Raw genomic sequence first — 17557 nt, forward strand, 5'->3', positions numbered from 1 at the left:
CCCGGTGCCGGTGTCAGGCGATACGAGTGCCCGGCGGGAGGCGCCGGGCAGGCGTCCGCGTGCGCGCCCAGGCCCCGGCGAACAGCGACCCCGCGATCACGACCTGCACACCGAGGCCCACGAACCAGCTGGGCACCGACGATTCGATCACCTCCTGCGGCGTGGGATAGCCGCTGCCGTCCCGGTCGCAGTCGTCCCAGCGCTGCTCGAGCGGCGACTGCTGCGCCCCGCGCACGCCAGTCTTGATCTGGCCGAACAGGTCGACCGGGTAGCCGTCGGGCGTGAACTCGGTCGGCGTCGCATCCGCGAGCACCACAAAGGGATTGGCCGCGAGCGCCCACCACACCAGGTCGAACCGGGGCACTTCGTACATCGTGCTGACCTGCCACTCATCGCAGTCGACGTTGCCGTTCGCGTCGTACGGTCGCGAGTAGCTGGTCCCCTCGCTGCGTACCGCCATCCCGCCCAGCCCGAACGCGATGAGCGTGCCGAACACGAACGCGGCGACCACGAGGTACGTGGCTGCAACCGAGAACAGCGGGCGCGCGATGAGTCCGCTCAATCCGACGCCGATCGCGGCGACCACGATGATCTCCGCCGCGAGCACGAGCAGCGAGACGAGCAGCACGAGGGGGTTCGCTCCCCCGCCGAGCAGAGACAGGGCGAGGAAGGGAACGGCGACGAGGAGGAACGCCCCGCCGGTCGCGACGGCAGCGAGGAGCTTGCCGAGCATGATGTCGCCGGTGGAAGCCGCGGTCACCTGGATCGCGCCGAGGGTGGCGGCATCGCGGTCGCCGTTGATCGCGTTGCCGCTGAGCGTCGGCGACACCAGCACCACGAGCAGAAGGACGATGTTGACGACGATCGAGTAGACGCCGGCCCCGATGAAGTCGCCCCAGGAGTACACGGCGAATGCGAGCCCGGTGACACCGAGCAGGATGAGCGCGAACACGCCCAGCAGGACGTACCACCCGACACTCCGTAGGCGCTGCGTCAGTTCGAGTCGGGCGATGATCCCGATGTTGGCGAGGCTCATGCTCCCGCCTCCGTTCCGGTCGGCGCCGGGGGCGCAGGGGGTGCAGGGGGCCGAGGTGCGGCTTGTGGTATCGGCGCCTGCGGCAGGTTCAGGAACGTGTGCTCCAGGTCGCTCTGTGCAGGAGCGAACTCCGAGACCGGAAGGCCCGCGTCGACGAGGCGGCGCAGCGACTGGGCCGCTGCGTCCTCCCCCGCGAACCCGACCAGCACCGCGCCGCGGTCGTTGGCGAGCGACTCCGGAGCGAGCCCGAGGTTCGAGGCCACCTGCCAGGTGTCGGCGTTCATCCGCTCGGGCGTCGCGCCGGCGAGACGGACCCGCCACGGTCGCACCGTGCTCTGGGAGGGAGCCGCATCCACCACGGAGCCGGCGACGAGGAACACCGCATCGTCGACGACCTCCTCCAGCTCCGAGAGGATGTGGCTCGAGATCAGCACGGTGCGCCCCTCCGCAGCGAAACGACGCAGCAGACCGCGCAGCTGCACGCGCGCTTCCGGGTCGAGGCCCGACGCCGGCTCGTCGAGGAGCAGCACCTGCGGGTCATGCACGAGAGCGCGCGCGAGACCCAGCTTCTGCTTCTGCCCGCGCGAGAGCACCTTTGCGGGCGAGTCCGCGAGCGGCGCGAGCCCGACGAGCGTGAGCAGGTGCTCGGCACGGGCCTGAGCGTCCGCCTTCTCGATGCCGTAGAGACGAGCGGTGGTGACGAGGGTTTCGCGGGCGGTGAGCGACGGCCAGGCTCCCAGCGCATCGGGCATCCAGCCGAGCATCCGTCGCGCGGCGAGAGGATCGATCGCGGGATCGACGCCCCCGATGCTGATCGTCCCGGTGTCGGGGGCGAGGAGCGAGGCGAGCATCAGCAGCAGCGTCGTCTTCCCCGCCCCGTTCGGCCCCACGAGTCCGGTCACTCTGCCGGGGTCCGCGCGGAGCGAGGCCGCTCGCACCGCCTGCACCGTCCCGAACGCTCTGCTGACGTCTTGCACCACGATTCCGGTCATGCGGTCAGTCTGGCATCCGGAACACGGGGCCCCCGGGACCTCGGGGCGGATGCTCAGACATCGCGTCGCGCGGGTGACACAATCAGCTCATGCGCACGATCCTCAACGTCATCTGGGTCATCCTGGCCGGCTGGGCACTGTTCCTCGGGTACGTCCTGGCCGGCATCCTGCTGTGCATCCCGATCATCACGATCCCGTGGGCGATCGCCTCGTTCCGCATCGCCGCCTACGCGATCTGGCCGTTCGGACGCGAGGTCGTGAGCAAGCCGACCGCGGGGGTCGGGTCGTTCCTCGGCAACGTCCTCTGGGTCATCCTGGCCGGCTGGTGGCTCGCCATCGGCCACATCGTCTCCGGCATCCTGCTGTGCGTCACGATCATCGGCATCCCGATGGGCATCGCCGACTTCAAGATGGTCCCGATCTCGCTCATGCCGCTCGGCAAGGAGATCGTCTCCACGCGTCGCGGCTCCTTCGATCGCACGCTCTGAGCCGTCGACCGGCGATCGGCACCGGCTCAGCCGCGGAAGAAGGCGACGCCGAGGTCGGGGTGGTCGACGAACACCCCGTCGATACCCTGCTGCGCGAGGACACCCCACTCCGACTCGTAGTCGCCGTACGCACCCCGGCCGCCGGCACCGCGGAACTCGGCGGCCAGGAAGGCGTTCTCGGGACGGCAGGTCCACGTGTACACGAGAAGGCCGCGTGCATGGGCGTCGGCGACGATGGTGTTGCCGCGATCGAGGAGCATCTTCTTGTTCACGCTGATGCCGTCGACGAGCCCGACGAGGCCATCGAGCCCGCGGGGGGTGACGGTCGCCTTGTAGGTCATCGCCTGCGCGCCCTCGGCTACCTTGCGGTCATACGGCCGGCCCGTCGCCTCGATCAGGTAGATGGAGGTCGCGGCGATGCCCCGCTCCCGAAGCTCCCCGAGCACCGTCGACTCGAAGGACTCGATCACGAGAGGCAGCTCGCCGTCGGCCCATCCCGCCGCACGCAGCTCCTGCTCGATGAGGGGCGCGACCGCGAGGCCGATGCTCGCGAAGTAGGTGGCGTGCTTGACCTCGAGCACGACGCCGATCTCGCGGCCGTGCTCGGCGGACCCTTCCCGCACGAGGTCGAGCACGTCGCGGAGACGGAGGATGGACTGGGTGCCGTCGAAGCTCGCGCTCGACGCCCGTACCTCGGGCAGCCGCTCACGGCCGCGCAGCGTCGACAGCTCGGCCCAGGTGAAGTCCTCGGTGAACCACCCGGTCAGTGCCTGCCCGTCGACGCGCTTGGTCGTCTTGCGGTCGGCGAACTCCGGACGCGCGCTGACGTCGGTCGTCCCGGAGATCTCGTTCTCGTGTCGCACGACCAGCACGCCGTCCTTCGTGGCGACGACATCGGGTTCGACGGCATCCACCCCCATCGCGAGCGCGAGTTCGTAGGAGGAGCGGCTGTGCTCCGGACGGTAGCCGGGCGCACCGCGATGCCCGATGACGAGGGGCGATTTCCTGGGCACGCTCTCAGCGTAGAACACCCCAGGAGGGGTACCTCCCGAGTATCGTAGAGGCAAGAGACCTACTACCCCCCTTTGGAGTGAGGCCCACCAATGAGCAACTTCGCTTTCAACAACCCTGCTTTCCAGCAGCAGGACCCGCGCAACGTCGCGACCTACCCGGGCGGACCTCAGGCTGCTCAGGGCGCGCAGAGCGCCTCGCTCCAGCACGGGGCGATGGACGCGGCGGCCAACGCACAGCTCGAGGGCATGTACGCCGCCCCGCCGGCCGGTGCCATCGAGACCGATCGCATGTCGGTCGAGGACACGGTCTGGAAGACGGCTGGCCTGTTCGGCATCCTGCTCGTCACCGCGGCCATCGGCTGGGTCATGACGCTCGGCGGTGTCGACGTTCCCGCGTTCAGCCGTGAGAGCACCTTCCAGCCGAACATGCTGCCGTGGATCGTCGGTGCGCTCGGCGGTTTCGTGCTCGCCATGGTCATCACCTTCACTTCACGCAAGAAGGTGCGCCCCGCACTGATCTTCGCGTACGCGGCGTTCGAGGGCCTCTTCATCGGTGGCATCTCGGCGTTCTTCGAGGTCATCTACCCCGGCATCGTCTTCCAGGCGACGCTCGCGACCGTCTCGGTCGTCGGCGTGACCCTGGCTCTCTTCGCGAGCGGCAAGATCCGCGCGTCGAAGAAGGCGACCAAGATCTTCATGATCGCCATGATCGGCTACCTGGTCTTCTCGCTGCTGAACGTCGTCCTGATGTGGACCGGCGTGCTGCCGCAGGACCAGGCGTTCGGCATGCTGAGCGCCAGCATCATGGGCATCCCGCTCGGCCTCATCATCGGTGTCCTCGTCGTGATCATGGCGGCATACTCGCTCGTGCTCGACTTCGACCAGATCCAGCAGGGCGTCCGCAACGGCGCACCGCGCAAGTACGGCTGGCTCGGAGCCTTCGGCATCATGGTCACCGTGGTCTGGCTCTACGTCGAGATCCTGCGCATCATCGCGATCGTCCGCGGCAACAACTGACCGCCGTTCATCGAAGTGGCCCGTCTCCCCAGGGAGGCGGGCCACTTCGCGTTTCGACGGGACTCTAGCTCGCGGCTCCGCTCGCCTTCCGCTCCAGCAGTGACCTCTCACGATCATTGCCGGCGAGGCCTGCGGCCACTGCGAACTCGCTCCGCGCTTCGTCCTCGCGTCCGAGCCGTCGCAGCAGCTCCCCACGGGTGGCGGGAAGGAGGTGATAGCCGCGCAGCACTCCCGACGCCGAGAGCTGATCGATGATCCGCAATGCGGACGCCGGGCCCGTGGCCATCGCGACCGCTGCCGCTCGGTTGAGCTCGACGACCGGAGATGGGGCGATCCGGCCGAGTGCCTCGTAGAGCAGCACGATCCTGTCCCAGTCCGTGTCATCGACGCTCGAAGCCACCGCATGGCACTCCGCGATCGCCGCCTGGAGGCAGTACGCGCCGCGTCCGCGCCCGAGGCCGTCAGCCGTCGCGAGCGAGGCACGACCGCGGGTGATGCGTCCGCGATCCCACCGGCCCCGGTCCTGGTCAGCCAACAGCACCGGATCGCCGTTCCGGTCCACACGCGCTCCGAACCGGGCGGCGGTGAGCTCCATCAGTGCGAGCAGACCGTGCACCTCGGGCTCACGCGGCATCAGTGCCGCGAGCACCCTGCTCAGCCGGATCGCCTCATCGCTCAGTTCCGGTCGCATCCAGTCCGGACCACTGCTCGCGGCGTGCGCCTCATTGAAGATCAGATACAGCACACCGAGGACCGCCCCGATCCGCTCCGCCCGCTCTTCGCGCGGCGGGATCTCGAAGGGAGCATTGGCGGCGCTCAGCGTCTTCTTCGCCCGCACGATGCGCTGCTGAACGGTTGCCGTCGGCACGAGGAAGGCCCGCGCGATCTCCTCGCTCGACAGACCACCCACGACCCGCAGTGTCAGGGCGACCTGCGCCTCCTTCGAGAGAACGGGGTGGCACGCGATGAAGATCAGCCGCAGGACATCGTCGTCGACGGCGTCCGGGTCCCACAGCAGCTCCGGCGCGGCGGCCTGCTCCTGCTCCAGGTCGTGGGCGAGCGCCGCGACCCTGGCATCCAGACGCTCCGCGCGGCGCCACCCATCGATGGCCTTGCGCTTCGCGACCGCCGTGAGCCATGCCCCAGGGTTGCGGGGAACCCCCTCCTCCGGCCACTGTCTCAGCGCGTCGACCAATGCCTCCTGGGCGAGGTCCTCCGCCAGGCTGAAGTCGCCGACCGTCCGCGTGAGGGTACCGACGATGCGCGCGGACTCGATACGCCAGACCGCGGCGACCGCGCGTTCCGCCGACCCGTCTTCGGGGGCGGAACGGGTCGTCTCACCGTGTTCGGATGCGTCCATCACCGTGTGTCGTCGTCACTGCTGCGCGCGTTGCGCCTGCTCTTCGCGCCAGCCGGCTTCCTTCGCGATCCACTCGTTGTCGGCCGGGAAGTCCTCGACGCCCGTGACCCGACGCACCTCGAGGAACGAACCCGCGCCCAGGGGTGCACGGCTCGCCCATTCGGCGGCTTCTTCGCGGGACGACACCTCGATGATCCAGAAGCCGTTGAAGAGCTCCTTCGTCTCGCCGTAGGGGCCGTCGGTGATCAGGGGCTTCTCTGCGCTGAAGTCGACCACGAAGCCCTCGGCAGCGTCGGTCAAGCCCTCTCCCGCGACGAGCACACCGGCCTTCATCATCGACTCGTTGTACTTGCCCATGGCCTCGATGACCTGCTCGAACGGCATCTCCTTGTACGCCTCGACGGCGTCGTCGTTCGCACGCATGATGAGCATGAACTTCATGATGTTCTCCTTGTTCGCGGGGCCGTCTCTCGACCCTCTCACCTCTGGCGTCGAACGAGAATGCCTCAGATCGACATCCGCCGCCACTTTTTCTGCTCCGGTCGCACCTTCCTCGCGCTCCGGTCGCACCTTCCTCGCGCTCCGGTCGCAATATGACACCCGTAAGCGCCCTTATGAGTGTCATATCGCGACCGGAGCAAGGGCATGCACGTCGGAGGCCGCCAGCGGGAGGTCGCCGGGGCGGCGGGGGCGGGAGGCCGCGGGGCCGGGCGGTCGCCGGGGAGGTGCCGGAGGCTCAGGCGCGACGGGGCGGGGTCAGGCGCGACGGGGCGGAGCGGCGACCGCGGCGGCAATCGCGGCGGTGAGGGCCTCGAGCGAAGATTCGGGGCTCCAGGCCGCGGCGACCGAAGGTGCCTCCGCGCTCAACGCCGCGAGACGCTCGGGGTCGGTCAGGAGCGTGCGGATCGCTCGGCCGAGCGCATCGATGTCGCCGCTCGGCACCAGCATCCCGCCACCGCGCTGCAGCACATCACGGATGCCGTAGCGCACGTCGTACGAGATGACGGGAGTCGCGTGCAGCAGCGCCTCGACCACGCCGAGCGGCTGGCCTTCGAAAGCCGTGGACGTGACCAGGACGGACGCGCGGTCGAGCACCGTCCCCGGGGCGTCCGAGTACCCGGCGAGCACGATGCGATCCGCCGCGCCGAGCTCATCGATCAGCGCCTGCAGACGCTCCTGCTCCGGCCCGCCGCCCCAGATCTCCATCCGCGCACCCGGCACATCCGCGGCGAGGAAGGCGCTGATCGCATGGTCGACACGCTTGCCGGGAGCGAGGCGCCCGAGCACGACGACGAGCCCGTCCTCCCGCAGATCCGGGCGCGGAGCGACGGGGGCGATCGGGTTGGGGACGACCGCGTGGAAAGCCGTGTCCCCGAACCGCGCGACCACGTCGTCGCGCTGGGTCGCAGTCGGCCAGATCACGGCATCGAACCGGTCGGCGAGCCGGAACCAGCGCGTCCAGAGCGTGTTCATGGTCGAGTCCGGGGTGTACGGCGCTTCGACGTGCATGGTGTGGATCGTGTGCACGATGCGGACCCGCGGGTCGGACCAGTCCGCGATGAGCTCACCGAGCTGGCGAGACTCGCAGATCACGACGATGGGGCGATCACCGAAGGCAGCGGTGACGTGGTCGAGCCAGGCCCGGTACAGACCGCGGAACCCGTGCAGAGCTCCGACAGCCTCACCGTCGGCGTCGAACACCAGCACCGGCTCGTCGGTCAGGTGCCAGTCCGGGTTGCCGGGAATCACCGGGAGCGCCACGAAAGGACGGTCTTCGGTGTCCCGGAGGACCCGGTACTCGACGCCGGGGTCAGCGGCCACCGCGGAGTCGGCGGCCACCCTCAGCCATTCCGCCGCGCCGCCGCTGGGCTCCACCGCCTCGTCGAACAGATTTCGCAGGCGCGACGAGTCCTCGAGCGCCCCGTGCTCGACGAAAGCACGCCGATGCGCAGCGTGGTCCGCAGCGGTCCCGGGGTCGAACGTGAGGAGCTGCGGTCCCGCCCCGTCGGCGACTCCCGCCCCGGCGAGCTGTCGGGCGCGCGCGAGCGTGGCGATCGTGTACCCGCCGTCGAGTCCCGGGATCAACCGGCTCGACAGCACCAGGTACTCGGCGTCGGGCAGAGCCGCCGCCGCATCGGGGAGCACCGAGCCCCCTACTCCCACTCGATCGTCCCCGGCGGCTTCGACGTGACGTCGAGCACGACGCGGTTGACGTCACGGACGCCGTTCGTGATGCGGTTCGAGATCTTCGACAGCACGTCGTAGGGCAGGCGCGTCCAGTCGGCGGTCATGGCGTCTTCGCTCGACACCGGACGCAGCACGATCGGGTGGCCGTAGGTGCGACCGTCGCCCTGCACACCCACCGAGCGCACGTCGGCGAGAAGCACGACCGGGCACTGCCAGATCTCCTGGTCGAGTCCGGCCTTCGTCAGTTCTTCGCGGGCGATGGCGTCGGCCTCACGCAGAATCTCGAGACGGTCAGCGGTGACCTCACCGATGATCCGGATACCGAGACCGGGCCCCGGAAACGGCTGGCGCCCCACGATGGCCTCGGGAATGCCGAGTTCGCGGCCGATCGCCCGGACCTCGTCCTTGAACAGCGCGCGCAACGGCTCGATCAGTTCGAAGTCGAGGTCGTCGGGGAGGCCGCCCACGTTGTGGTGCGACTTGATGTTCGCGGTCCCCGCTCCGCCGCCGGACTCGACGACGTCGGGGTAGAGAGTGCCCTGCACGAGGAACTTCACCGGCGCGCCGCCTGATGCCTTGGCCTCGGCGACGAGGTCGAGCTGCACCTTCTCGAACGCGCGGATGAACTCACGTCCGATGATCTTGCGCTTCTCCTCGGGGTCGGTCACACCCTTCAGGTGGCCGAGGAACGTGTCTGCCGCGTCGACCGTGATCAGCCGCACACCCGTCGACTCGACGTAGTCCTTCTCGACCTGTTCGCGCTCCCCCTTGCGGAGGAGGCCGTGGTCGACGAAGACCGCGGTCAGCTGGTCGCCGATCGCCTTGTGCACGAGGGCGGTGGAGACCGCGGAGTCGACGCCACCGGAGAGCGCGGAGATCACGCGGGCATCGCCGACCTGCTCACGGATGCGCTCGATCTGCTCGGCGATCACATTGCCGCTGTTCCAGTCGGAGGCCAGACCCGCGCCCTTGTGGAGGAAGTTCTCGAGCACACGCTGGCCGTGGTCGGAGTGCTTGACCTCGGGGTGCCACTGCACGCCGTAGAAGCCGCGCTCCTCGTGTGCGAACGCGGCGACCTTGGTGGCCTCGGTCGTGGCGAGCACGTCGAAGCCCTCGGGGGCCTTGGCGACCTGGTCGCCGTGACTCATCCAGACGTTCTGCTCCGCGGGCTGGCCGCCGAGCAGGGTTCCGCCGTCGCCGGTGATGACGGCATCGGTGGCGCCGTACTCGCGCAGGCCGGTGTGGGCGACCTCGCCGCCCAGGGTCTGGGCCATGTACTGGAAGCCGTAGCAGATGCCGAGGGTCGGGACACCGAGCTCGAAGACCGCGGGGTCGAGGCGCGGCGCCCCCTCCTCGTACACGGACGAGGGTCCGCCGGAGAGGATGATCGCGACCGGGTTCTTGGCGGCGATCTCGGCAGCCGTGGCGGTGTGCGGCACGATCTCGCTGTAGACGCCCGCCTCACGGACGCGGCGGGCGATCAGCTGCGCGTACTGCGCGCCGAAGTCGACGACGAGCGCAGGACGCTGCTGGGTCTCGGACTGTTCGGTCAACGGACACCTTCCGGGGCGGGGGCGGAGGCCTCGGCGGCCTCTCGGGTGGCGAGATAGGTCTTGACCTCACGGGCGACGACCGCCTCCATGAAGAACGACAGCAGCGGCACGACACCGCCGAGCGCGAGCATGATGAAGCGCGGGAAGCGCCAGCGCATCAGGCTCCACATGCGGAAGCACGCGAACAGGTAGACGACGTAGAACCAGCCGTGCGCCACGAGGATGAACAGGGACAGGTTGAACCCGTCACCCAACGAGGTCATCTCGCAGGAGTTGGTCATCGGGGCGAAGAGCGACCACCACTGGCAGTCGGGCCCGGCGAGCACGCCGGCGAACCAGAGCGGTCCTCCGGAGCCGCCCAGGAAGAGCTCGAGGTGGATCGGCGTGTACTTCAGCACCATCTCGGTCAGCAGCAGGAGCAGCATGACTCCTGTGATGATCGACGCGATCTGGTAGAACTTCAGCGCACCGCGGATCGCCGGAAAGCTGGCGACTTTCGGTTCGGGCATGCGTCCAGTCTAGTCGGCGTCGATGGGGGCCTGAGCCGTCGCCGGATCACCCTTCACGCCGCGGGCGGGCGCGCGATCAGGAGCTCTCCGGCACCGTTCACCTCGAGTCGTCCGGCTGCCGCGGGGACCAGCACCGTCGCTCCCGCCGACAGCGGCAGTCCCGCGAGGTCGACGGCGCCGTCGATGACGACCACGATCGAGAAACCGGGGTCGAGCACCGCGGCTCCGCGCACCGGCAGCCGTTCGAGGCGGAAGTACTCGTCGGCGGCACGGGGGAACACGGAGCCGGACGGCGGCGCCGGGTGCACGAGCGCCTCGATCTCGGCAGTGCTCCTCGCTTTCGTCGTCACCGCGCTCAGGGCGAGGTCGAACCCCAGCCCGAGGTGGCCTTCGACCGCACCGTCGATCGCGAAACCCTCCCATTCGAGGAGGATCGACAGATCCTCGGGTTGCTGCAGTTCGAGCAGGAGCACTCCGGCCCCGATCGCGTGGAGCTCGCCCGGCGGCACCCACACCACATCACCGGGCGCGACCTCGACCTCGTGCAGCAGACCGAGGAGGGCGACCACATCCTGCCGGGCGACGAGTTCACCGAGTGCCTCCGTCGGCGCATCCTCGCGCAGCCCGATGTGCACGGTGCCGCCCTCGAGGATGTACCAGGCCTCCGCCTTGCCGTGCGGGCGACCGAGGTGCGAAGCGGCGAACCCATCATGCGGGTGCGCGTGCACGGGCAGCCGCTGCCCGGCGTCGAGCAGCTTGACGAGCAGACGCGCGTCATCCCCCCAGCGCTCGACATGGGATCGACCGAGCCAGGACACGGGACCATCCGCGATCGCCTCGCGCAGGAGACGCCCGTCCGGGAGGGTCGTCAGTCCGAGGGTGCTCTCCCCCCGGATCGTCGTGGTCGATCCGACCCAGTCCTCGGGTTCCCGTGGCGCGGTCCCCGGCTCGCCGCGGAAGGCGGCGATGCGGGAGCCCCCGCGGTAGAAGCGTTCCGCGGGGCGGTTCGATGCGAGTCGGATCGGTTTCACGGGTGCTCTTCCTGCGGGGCGTGGACGGCGAGGAATCCCCCGACGAAGGTGTCGCCGAGTCCGATCGTGGTCGGGTTCGGGATGTCGAGCGCGAAGGCCGCGACACCCACGGCATCGCGCACCGCTGCCTCCACCGTGCGGACGAGGTCGGCGCCGGCACCGTGTCGAGGCATTCCTTCGGTCTCGGCGGCCTGCACCGCGGTGAATCCGTCGCCAAGCCGGAATCGCGTCGCGGCCACGCGCACGGCACTCTCCAGCGCCGCACGGTGCCGGGCTGCCTCAGCACCGACCGCGAGTGCCCAGTACCGCGTGTGCACCACCAGGGCAGGCGCAGGGATGAGCGCGCGGATCTCCTCCAGCGCCAGGATCACGTCGTCCGGATCGAGCAGATCCACGCGGCGCCGCAGATATTCCTGCAGTTCATCCTCATTCAGGCTGTACACGTCGATGCGCGACAGGAACCGCTCGCGCACGGTCTCGGCGAACGCCCGCGTATAGAAGCCGGCGTCCTCGTAGAACACAAGGGCGTCGGAGGGGAGGCTGCGCATCGCCTCCAGCAGGGTGTCGAGCCGGTGCCGGAGCAGGTCCTCGTCCTGCATGGTGTTGAAGCCGGAGATGAGGAACGCCGACGCCGACGCCAGCTCGTCGCCCAGTTCCGCCGCCAGGCGCATGTCCCGGTTCGGAGGGTCATTGGCGAAGATCAACCGGTTGGCGCTCGGGGCCACGATGTCGCCGTCCGGAAGACGGATACGGGCACCCGCGGGATACTGCACGATCAGGTGCGGATCGAGCGTGTCCCGCGTGGCGGAGCACACGAACGACACCCCCGGTGGCAGCAGGCGCCGCACGGTGTCGTCGATGCTGACGAGGTGCTGCAGGCTGGGGATGCCCAAGCCGTCGAGCACGAGGCCGGCCCGCACTCCGGTGCCCCCGAGGGTCACCTCGTGGGGGAAGTGCGCGGCGAAGGCCTCGACGACCGCGGACGACGCCACGAAACGCTCCGCTCCCGCCCCGGTCCCCACGAAGGCGAGTACCGCGATCAGCAGCGACCGTTCATCGACGATGGAGGCCGTCTCGGTCAGTTCCGCGCGCCGCACCCCGTGCTCGGCGACGAGCCGGTCGACCACGGCCGCATCCCACCGCAGCTCGTAGTCGACCGTGCCGCCGAGCCCCAGGACGAGCTGCCGCCTTCTCGCATCGATCATCCGTCGATCGCCCGTCCCTTCGAGGTCCGTCGTCCGGTCAGTACAGGTCGGCCTTGCCGTCCGCCCCGAACAGCTCGATCTTCTCAGCCGCCGTGGCCTTGAGCGCGGCGATCGGCTCCGGCTGGATCGCGTTGGGCTCGCGCAGACGCTCGTCGGTGCCGAGGATCTCGCGCATGCGGTTGTGGTACGAGACCTTGATGTCGCTGGAGATGTTGATCTTGTTGATGCCCAGCTCGACCGCGCGACGCAGCTCGGCGTCGGGGTTGGCCGAGCCGCCGTGCAGCACCAGCGGGATCCCGACCGCGGCCTTGATCTCCTGCAGGAGGTCGTGACGGAGCTCGGGGTTCTTCTCCGCCGGGTACAGACCGTGCGAGGTGCCGATCGCGATGGCGAGGCTGTCCACGCCGGTCTCCTCGACGAAGCGCACGGCATCGGCGGGGTTGGTGTAGATGATCTCGGCAGCGCCGGACTCACCGTAGCTGTCGTTCGCGCCGATCGTGCCCAGTTCGCCCTCGACCTGAATGCCGACGGCGTGTGCGGCTTCGACGACCTTGCGGGTCAGGGCGACGTTCTCCTCGAAGGGCAGCAGCGACGCGTCGATCATGACCGAGGTGAAGCCGGCCTTGATGGCGGTGATCATCTGCTCGTAGCTGCCTCCGTGGTCCCAGTGGATCGCGACCGGCACGCTCGATCGATGCGCGCGGGAGTGCATCGCGGCGATCAGGTCGGTCGTGATGTGCGCGACCTCGTCGGGGTGGATGGCGATGATGACCGGAGCGGCCTTCTCCTCACTGATGTCCATGACGCCGTTGAACATCGCCCAGTCGCTGATGTTGAACGCGGGGATGGCGAAGTTGTTCGCGTTCGCGACATCGAGGATGGATTTGCCGGTGTAGAGCACGTGATTCTCCTGTTTTCGTGGTGGTCGGAGCCCCGGGACGGGACGAGTGTCAGCTCTTCACGGAACCGGCCGTGAGGCCGCTGATGAAGTACCGCTGGAAGAAGAGGAAGAGGATGAGCACGGGGATCGAGCCGAGCACGCTCATGGCCATGATCTGGTTCCACTCGTAGGAGTGCTGTCCCATGAGGAGCTGGATGCCGATGGGCACCGTGCGCATGTCGATGGTGCGCGTGAGCGTCAGCGCGAACAGGTACTCGTTCCAGGCGATCATGAACGTGTAGATGCCGACGGAGACGATTCCTGGAACCGAGATCGGCACGAGGATGCGCCAGAGTGCCGTCATGGATCCGGCACCGTCCACGCGCACGGCTTCGTCGAGCTCCTTCGGCAGCGTGTTGAAGTAGCCCGTCATCATGATGATCGCGTAGGGCAGCGTGAAGACCATGTAGGTGAGGATCAGACCGGCGTAGGAGTTGTAGAGACCCAGCGCGACCATGAGCCCGAAGTACGGGATCAGCAGGGTGATGGGCGGCACGGCCTGCACGCTCACGATCACCACGTTCAGGATGCGCTTGCCCCGGAACTCGAAGCGGCTGAACGCGTAGGCGGCCTGGATCGCGACGATCAGCGTGAGGATGGTGACCGAGCCCGCGACGATGTAGCTATTCAGGAAGAACCGCATCGTCTCGGGGTTCGTGAAGATCGCGACGTAGGCGTCGAAGGAGAACGTGTCGGTGACCAGACGCGGCGGCAACTCGAAGATCTGCGTGTTCGACTTGAACGAGCTGGACAGCATCCACAGCACCGGTCCTGCGGCGAAGACCGCACCGATGAGGAGGCCGATCATGAGGCCGGTCTTGCCGACCCGACGCTGGGTGCGCGCGGTGAGAGCCATGGTCAGTCCCTCGCTTTCTGGTGACGGACGTAGAACACGGCGAGCACCATCGACATGAGCAGGACCAGCACGGCCGAGGTCGACGCGAGCGAGAAGTCGTACTTGGCGAAGGCCAGCTTGTAGGTGAAGGTGCTGAGCACCTCGGTGACGTCGATCGGGCCACCGCCCGTGGTCATCCAGATGAGGGCGAACTGCTGCGAGGTCCAGATCAGGTCGAGCAGCACCAGGCTGACGATGATGGGCCGCAGCTGCGGGATCGTGACGTTCCAGAAGCGCTGCACCGCGCTCGCGCCGTCGACGCGTGCCGCTTCGTGCAGATCGGCGGGAACCCCCTGCAGCCCGGCCAGGAGACTGACCATGAAGAACGGGTAGCCAGCCCAGATGTTGATGAAGATGATCGTGCCCAACGCGAGCTGCGGCGAGGCCAGCCACTCGATGTCGGTGTTGAGCAGGAAGTTGACCACGCCGTTGGGGGCGAGGAGCATGCGCCAGAGGACGGCGATGACGGCGACGGTGAACAGCCACGGGAGAACGTACAGAGCCCGGAAGAGCGACCGCGAGACCCTCCCGAGCAGCGGACTGTTGAGCATCATCGCGAAGGCGAGCCCGAGTACGAGATGGGCGGCGACGCTCGTGACCGTGAAGAGGATGGTGTTGCCCGTCGCCTTCCAGAAGCGCGGGTCGGAGAGGATCTCGACGTAGTTCGCGACGCCGACGAACTCGGGCGACTTGTTCAGGATCACGTTGTCCTGGAACGAGTAGCCGATCACCATCACGATCGGCACGATCATCAGCACGAACAACAGGATGACCGTCGGCGAGAGGAAGGCGTAGTACTCTGTGGTCTTGCGCAGTTGCCGTCGCCGCCGCGAGAGGGCGACTCCGGTGACGATCACCTCGGTGTCGTCGGACGTTCTCAGACTCATGGAAACGCGAGCTCCTTGGTTGGTCGGGTGCCGCATCGCGACCGCGATGCGGCACCCCGTTCAGGCGGGGAGGCGGGTGCTCAGAACTCCGCTTCCCAGGAGGCCTGCGCCTTCTTGAGCGCGTCGGGGATCGACTGCTGCCCGTCGAGCGCCGCCTGGAGCTGCTCGCCGAACTGGCGCATCAGGTCTTCCGCGACCGGGAGTCCCGTGAACTCGTTCGCCGGGTATCCCGCCTGGTAGATGTCGAACGCCGTCTTGAAGAGCTCATCGTCGTTGACGAAGTCGGGGACCGAGGTCGAGTTCCCGGGGAAGGCCTTGGCCATCGTGGAGAGCTCGGAGTTGGTCTGCTCGCTCATCAGGAACGACACCAGCTTGAAGGCCGCTTCCTTATGCTCGGAGTTCTCGGCCACGCCGATGCCCCACGAAGCGTAGGGAATGCCGCGTTCGCCGTCATAGCCGTCCTCAGCCGGAATCGCCGAGATCGAGAACTTCAGGTCGGGGTTCGTCTCACGGATCAGGTTGATGTGCGCGAGCGAGTCGATCATCATGCCCGCACGACCGTTGGTGAACTCCTCCACCTTGTCCTGCTCCTTCATCGTGAAGGAACCCGAGGCGATGACCCCGTCGTCCCACAGCCCGCCGATGTACTCGACGGCGGAGGTGACGTCGTCGTTCGTGAGGTCGGGTTGCCCGTCCTTCAGCATCGAACCGCCCGAGGCCCACACCCACGACATGACGTCGTTCTGCACGCCGTTCGGCGACTCCAGCGACAGCGGCAGCACCCAGCCGGACACGTCGCCGCCGAGCGCAGCGACCTTCGACGCCGCGTCCGCGAACTCGCTGCGGGTGGACGGTGGCGCCGTCACACCCGCCTGGGCGAGCAGGTCATCGTTCGTGAACATCGGGTAGACGAAGTTCACGACCGGGATCATGTAGGTGCTGCCGTCGACCTGGATCTGGCTCGCCAGTTCGCTGTCGTCGTAGTCGTACTCGTCCATGAGTGCGCTCAGGTCGGCGATGACGCCCTGGGAGGCGAAGTCGTTCACCCACGCACCGTCGAGGCCGACGACGTCGGGCATCGTGCCCGAGGCCGCGCCGGCGAAGAGCTGTTCCTTGGTCGATGCATACGGACCGCTGACCAGCTCGACAGTGATACCGGGGTTCTCCTCTTCGAACTGGTCGATGAGTGCCCGGAACTCGCCGTCGGGCAGCTCCGGCTCCCACCACTGCGCGAATTCGATCGTGACGTCTCCGCCCTCGCCACCGCTGTCGCCGTCCGTGCCGGGCGCGCAACCCGCCAGGGCCAGAAGGGCAACCGCCGCGGTTCCGGCGCCGACGATCTTTCGGGTTCGTCGCTGCCCGCGTCCCACTGTGCTCATCGCTTCTCCTCGTTGAGATCGTGCCGCATCACGCGCTTCAATGCTTGTTCATGCGGTTTTGAGCCATGTTATGCCGTGATCTGCCGAAACGTCAAGCGTCAGATTTCCCGCGAGCACGACGAATATCGCGCGAATCGTTGAGTCGATGCCCATATCTCGCGGGATGCCGATGTGCCGTTTTATGCATGAGTCTGCCGCGTTCTTCGCGTTCTTGTGCTAAATATGTCTGCATGGACGCATCAGCAACCGGACAGCGACGCCGACTGCCCGCCGGACGGAAGGCGGATCTCGCGACGTACGTCGAGCAGACCGGCCAGGTGACGGTGAGCGATCTGGCCGAGCATTTCGCGGTCTCGATCGACACGATCCGCCGTGACCTCGATCAACTGGATCGTGAAGGCGTACTGATCCGCACCCACGGCGGGGCGGTCAGCGCAGCGAACGGACAGCTCAAGGATCGGGCCCTGGATGTGCGACTACGCATGCAGACCGAGGAGAAGGAGCGCATCGCCCGGGTCGCCGCCGGCCTCGTCGAGGACGGCTCTGTCGTGATGCTGAACGCCGGCACCACGACGCTCGCCGTGGCACGGGCCCTGCGCAACCACCACGACCTGACGATCGCGACGAACAATCTGCGCATCCCCGGCGAGCTCTCCCCCTCGGCGTTCCGTGATCTCTACGTCTTCGGCGGAGCTGTGCGCTCGATCACCCAGGCCACGACCGGACCGGTGACCTTCACGATGACACCGGGCGGCCCCGAGGTCGACATCCGCTGCGATCTCGCTCTCATCGCGGTCGGTGCCGTCGACGAGGCGGGGTACTCGACCTCGAACCTCGGGGATGCCGCGATGATGTCGGAGATGATCCAGCGTGCCGAGCGCACCGCGATCCTCGCGGACTCCACCAAGCTCGGACGCCGGTTCTTCGCCCAGATCGCCCTGCTCGAGCGCGCGGACTACCTGATCACGGACGCTCCCCCACCCCCGCGCATCGCCACTGCGCTCGCGCAGGCGGACGTGCAGGTCCTGACCCCCTGACATCGGCCTCCGCACATCGATCAGGAAT

At 68.0% G+C, this 17557-nt stretch carries 17 protein-coding genes; 3 read left to right on the top strand and 14 right to left on the bottom strand.

Annotation, left to right across the window (positions count from 1 at the left end; genetic code table 11):
• Nucleotides 1-13 precede the first annotated feature (13 nt).
• Both LVJ59_RS06230 and LVJ59_RS06235 read right to left on the bottom strand, forming a co-directional pair.
• Nucleotides 14-1036 carry an ABC transporter permease gene (locus tag LVJ59_RS06230; protein ID WP_047523644.1) on the bottom strand — a complete coding sequence of 341 codons (1023 nt, stop codon included), beginning with the start codon at nt 1034-1036 and terminating at the stop codon, nt 14-16.
• Nucleotides 1033-2028, bottom strand: coding sequence for an ABC transporter ATP-binding protein (locus LVJ59_RS06235; RefSeq protein ID WP_232762390.1), 996 nt, complete (start codon nt 2026-2028; stop codon nt 1033-1035). Before LVJ59_RS06235 ends, LVJ59_RS06230 begins: the two co-directional genes overlap by 4 nt.
• 89 nt (nt 2029-2117) lie before the next feature.
• On the opposite strand from LVJ59_RS06235, the gene LVJ59_RS06240 reads away from it, so the two are divergent.
• Nucleotides 2118-2516 (top strand): YccF domain-containing protein, encoded by a 399-nt coding sequence (locus LVJ59_RS06240; protein WP_047523645.1) that lies wholly within the window; start codon nt 2118-2120, stop codon nt 2514-2516.
• Nucleotides 2517-2542: 26 nt separating this feature from the next.
• Here the strand turns inward: LVJ59_RS06240 and LVJ59_RS06245 are convergent, their stop codons facing one another.
• Nucleotides 2543-3529, bottom strand: coding sequence for a glycerophosphodiester phosphodiesterase family protein (locus tag LVJ59_RS06245; protein ID WP_232762391.1), 987 nt, complete (start codon nt 3527-3529; stop codon nt 2543-2545).
• A 90-nt stretch (nt 3530-3619) separates the two neighbouring features.
• Here LVJ59_RS06245 and LVJ59_RS06250 point away from each other — a divergent pair, with 90 nt between their 5' ends.
• Nucleotides 3620-4546 carry a Bax inhibitor-1/YccA family protein gene (locus LVJ59_RS06250; RefSeq protein ID WP_131492515.1) on the top strand — a complete coding sequence of 309 codons (927 nt, stop codon included), beginning with the start codon at nt 3620-3622 and terminating at the stop codon, nt 4544-4546.
• Nucleotides 4547-4610: 64 nt separating this feature from the next.
• On the opposite strand, the gene LVJ59_RS06255 is transcribed toward LVJ59_RS06250, so the two are convergent.
• The 11 genes from LVJ59_RS06255 to LVJ59_RS06305 all read right to left on the bottom strand — a co-directional run bounded on the left by LVJ59_RS06255 (nt 4611) and on the right by LVJ59_RS06305 (nt 16492).
• Entirely contained in the window at nt 4611-5906 is a 1296-nt protein-coding gene (locus LVJ59_RS06255; RefSeq protein ID WP_232762392.1) for an RNA polymerase sigma factor, read from the bottom strand.
• Nucleotides 5907-5921: 15 nt separating this feature from the next.
• Nucleotides 5922-6347: a YciI family protein gene (locus tag LVJ59_RS06260; protein WP_047523649.1), complete on the bottom strand. Its 426-nt coding sequence runs from the start codon at nt 6345-6347 to the stop codon at nt 5922-5924.
• Between the two features lie 315 nt (nt 6348-6662).
• Nucleotides 6663-8051 (bottom strand): glycosyltransferase, encoded by a 1389-nt coding sequence (locus LVJ59_RS06265; RefSeq protein WP_232762393.1) that lies wholly within the window; start codon nt 8049-8051, stop codon nt 6663-6665.
• An 8-nt stretch (nt 8052-8059) separates the two neighbouring features.
• Complete coding sequence (guaA, locus tag LVJ59_RS06270) at nt 8060-9646, bottom strand: glutamine-hydrolyzing GMP synthase (protein ID WP_153243688.1); 1587 nt, start codon at nt 9644-9646, stop codon at nt 8060-8062.
• Nucleotides 9643-10155, bottom strand: coding sequence for a DUF3817 domain-containing protein (locus tag LVJ59_RS06275; RefSeq protein ID WP_047524182.1), 513 nt, complete (start codon nt 10153-10155; stop codon nt 9643-9645). The genes guaA and LVJ59_RS06275 overlap by 4 nt, the downstream gene beginning before the upstream one ends.
• Nucleotides 10156-10208: 53 nt before the next feature.
• On the bottom strand, nt 10209-11186 hold the full coding sequence (locus LVJ59_RS06280) for a class I mannose-6-phosphate isomerase (RefSeq protein ID WP_232762394.1): 978 nt from the start codon (nt 11184-11186) through the stop codon (nt 10209-10211).
• Nucleotides 11183-12391 (bottom strand): ADP-dependent glucokinase/phosphofructokinase, encoded by a 1209-nt coding sequence (locus LVJ59_RS06285; RefSeq protein ID WP_232762395.1) that lies wholly within the window; start codon nt 12389-12391, stop codon nt 11183-11185. Before LVJ59_RS06285 ends, LVJ59_RS06280 begins: the two co-directional genes overlap by 4 nt.
• A gap of 37 nt (nt 12392-12428) precedes the next feature.
• Nucleotides 12429-13292, bottom strand: coding sequence for a ketose-bisphosphate aldolase (locus tag LVJ59_RS06290; protein WP_131492529.1), 864 nt, complete (start codon nt 13290-13292; stop codon nt 12429-12431).
• 49 nt (nt 13293-13341) lie between these two features.
• Complete coding sequence (locus LVJ59_RS06295; RefSeq protein ID WP_232762396.1) at nt 13342-14187, bottom strand: carbohydrate ABC transporter permease; 846 nt, start codon at nt 14185-14187, stop codon at nt 13342-13344.
• Nucleotides 14188-14189: 2 nt separating this feature from the next.
• Entirely contained in the window at nt 14190-15113 is a 924-nt protein-coding gene (locus tag LVJ59_RS06300; RefSeq protein ID WP_232762397.1) for a carbohydrate ABC transporter permease, read from the bottom strand.
• A gap of 80 nt (nt 15114-15193) precedes the next feature.
• The gene (locus LVJ59_RS06305) at nt 15194-16492 is read right to left on the bottom strand and encodes a sugar ABC transporter substrate-binding protein (protein ID WP_131492534.1); all 1299 of its coding nucleotides are present in this window, start codon (nt 16490-16492) and stop codon (nt 15194-15196) included.
• A 230-nt stretch (nt 16493-16722) separates the two neighbouring features.
• Here LVJ59_RS06305 and LVJ59_RS06310 point away from each other — a divergent pair, with 230 nt between their 5' ends.
• Entirely contained in the window at nt 16723-17529 is an 807-nt protein-coding gene (locus LVJ59_RS06310; protein ID WP_131492536.1) for a DeoR/GlpR family DNA-binding transcription regulator, read from the top strand.
• The last annotated feature ends 28 nt before the right edge of the window (nt 17530-17557 follow it).

Source organism: Microbacterium sp. KKR3/1 (assembly GCF_021272365.1).
Classification (GTDB): domain Bacteria; phylum Actinomycetota; class Actinomycetes; order Actinomycetales; family Microbacteriaceae; genus Microbacterium; species Microbacterium aurugineum.

What these genes read in the sequence shown, in the direction of transcription:
- LVJ59_RS06310 (WP_131492536.1), top strand. Translation starts at nt 16,723, where the DNA reads ATGGACGCATCAGCAACCGGACAGCGACGCCGACTGCCCGCCGGACGG.
- LVJ59_RS06275 (WP_047524182.1), bottom strand. Translation starts at nt 10,155, where the DNA reads ATGCCCGAACCGAAAGTCGCCAGCTTTCCGGCGATCCGCGGTGCGCTG.
- LVJ59_RS06240 (WP_047523645.1), top strand. Translation starts at nt 2,118, where the DNA reads ATGCGCACGATCCTCAACGTCATCTGGGTCATCCTGGCCGGCTGGGCA.
- LVJ59_RS06305 (WP_131492534.1), bottom strand. Translation starts at nt 16,492, where the DNA reads ATGAGCACAGTGGGACGCGGGCAGCGACGAACCCGAAAGATCGTCGGC.
- LVJ59_RS06255 (WP_232762392.1), bottom strand. Translation starts at nt 5,906, where the DNA reads ATGGACGCATCCGAACACGGTGAGACGACCCGTTCCGCCCCCGAAGAC.
- LVJ59_RS06250 (WP_131492515.1), top strand. Translation starts at nt 3,620, where the DNA reads ATGAGCAACTTCGCTTTCAACAACCCTGCTTTCCAGCAGCAGGACCCG.
- LVJ59_RS06260 (WP_047523649.1), bottom strand. Translation starts at nt 6,347, where the DNA reads ATGAAGTTCATGCTCATCATGCGTGCGAACGACGACGCCGTCGAGGCG.
- LVJ59_RS06230 (WP_047523644.1), bottom strand. Translation starts at nt 1,036, where the DNA reads ATGAGCCTCGCCAACATCGGGATCATCGCCCGACTCGAACTGACGCAG.
- LVJ59_RS06235 (WP_232762390.1), bottom strand. Translation starts at nt 2,028, where the DNA reads ATGACCGGAATCGTGGTGCAAGACGTCAGCAGAGCGTTCGGGACGGTG.
- LVJ59_RS06285 (WP_232762395.1), bottom strand. Translation starts at nt 12,391, where the DNA reads ATGATCGATGCGAGAAGGCGGCAGCTCGTCCTGGGGCTCGGCGGCACG.
- LVJ59_RS06300 (WP_232762397.1), bottom strand. Translation starts at nt 15,113, where the DNA reads ATGAGTCTGAGAACGTCCGACGACACCGAGGTGATCGTCACCGGAGTC.
- LVJ59_RS06295 (WP_232762396.1), bottom strand. Translation starts at nt 14,187, where the DNA reads ATGGCTCTCACCGCGCGCACCCAGCGTCGGGTCGGCAAGACCGGCCTC.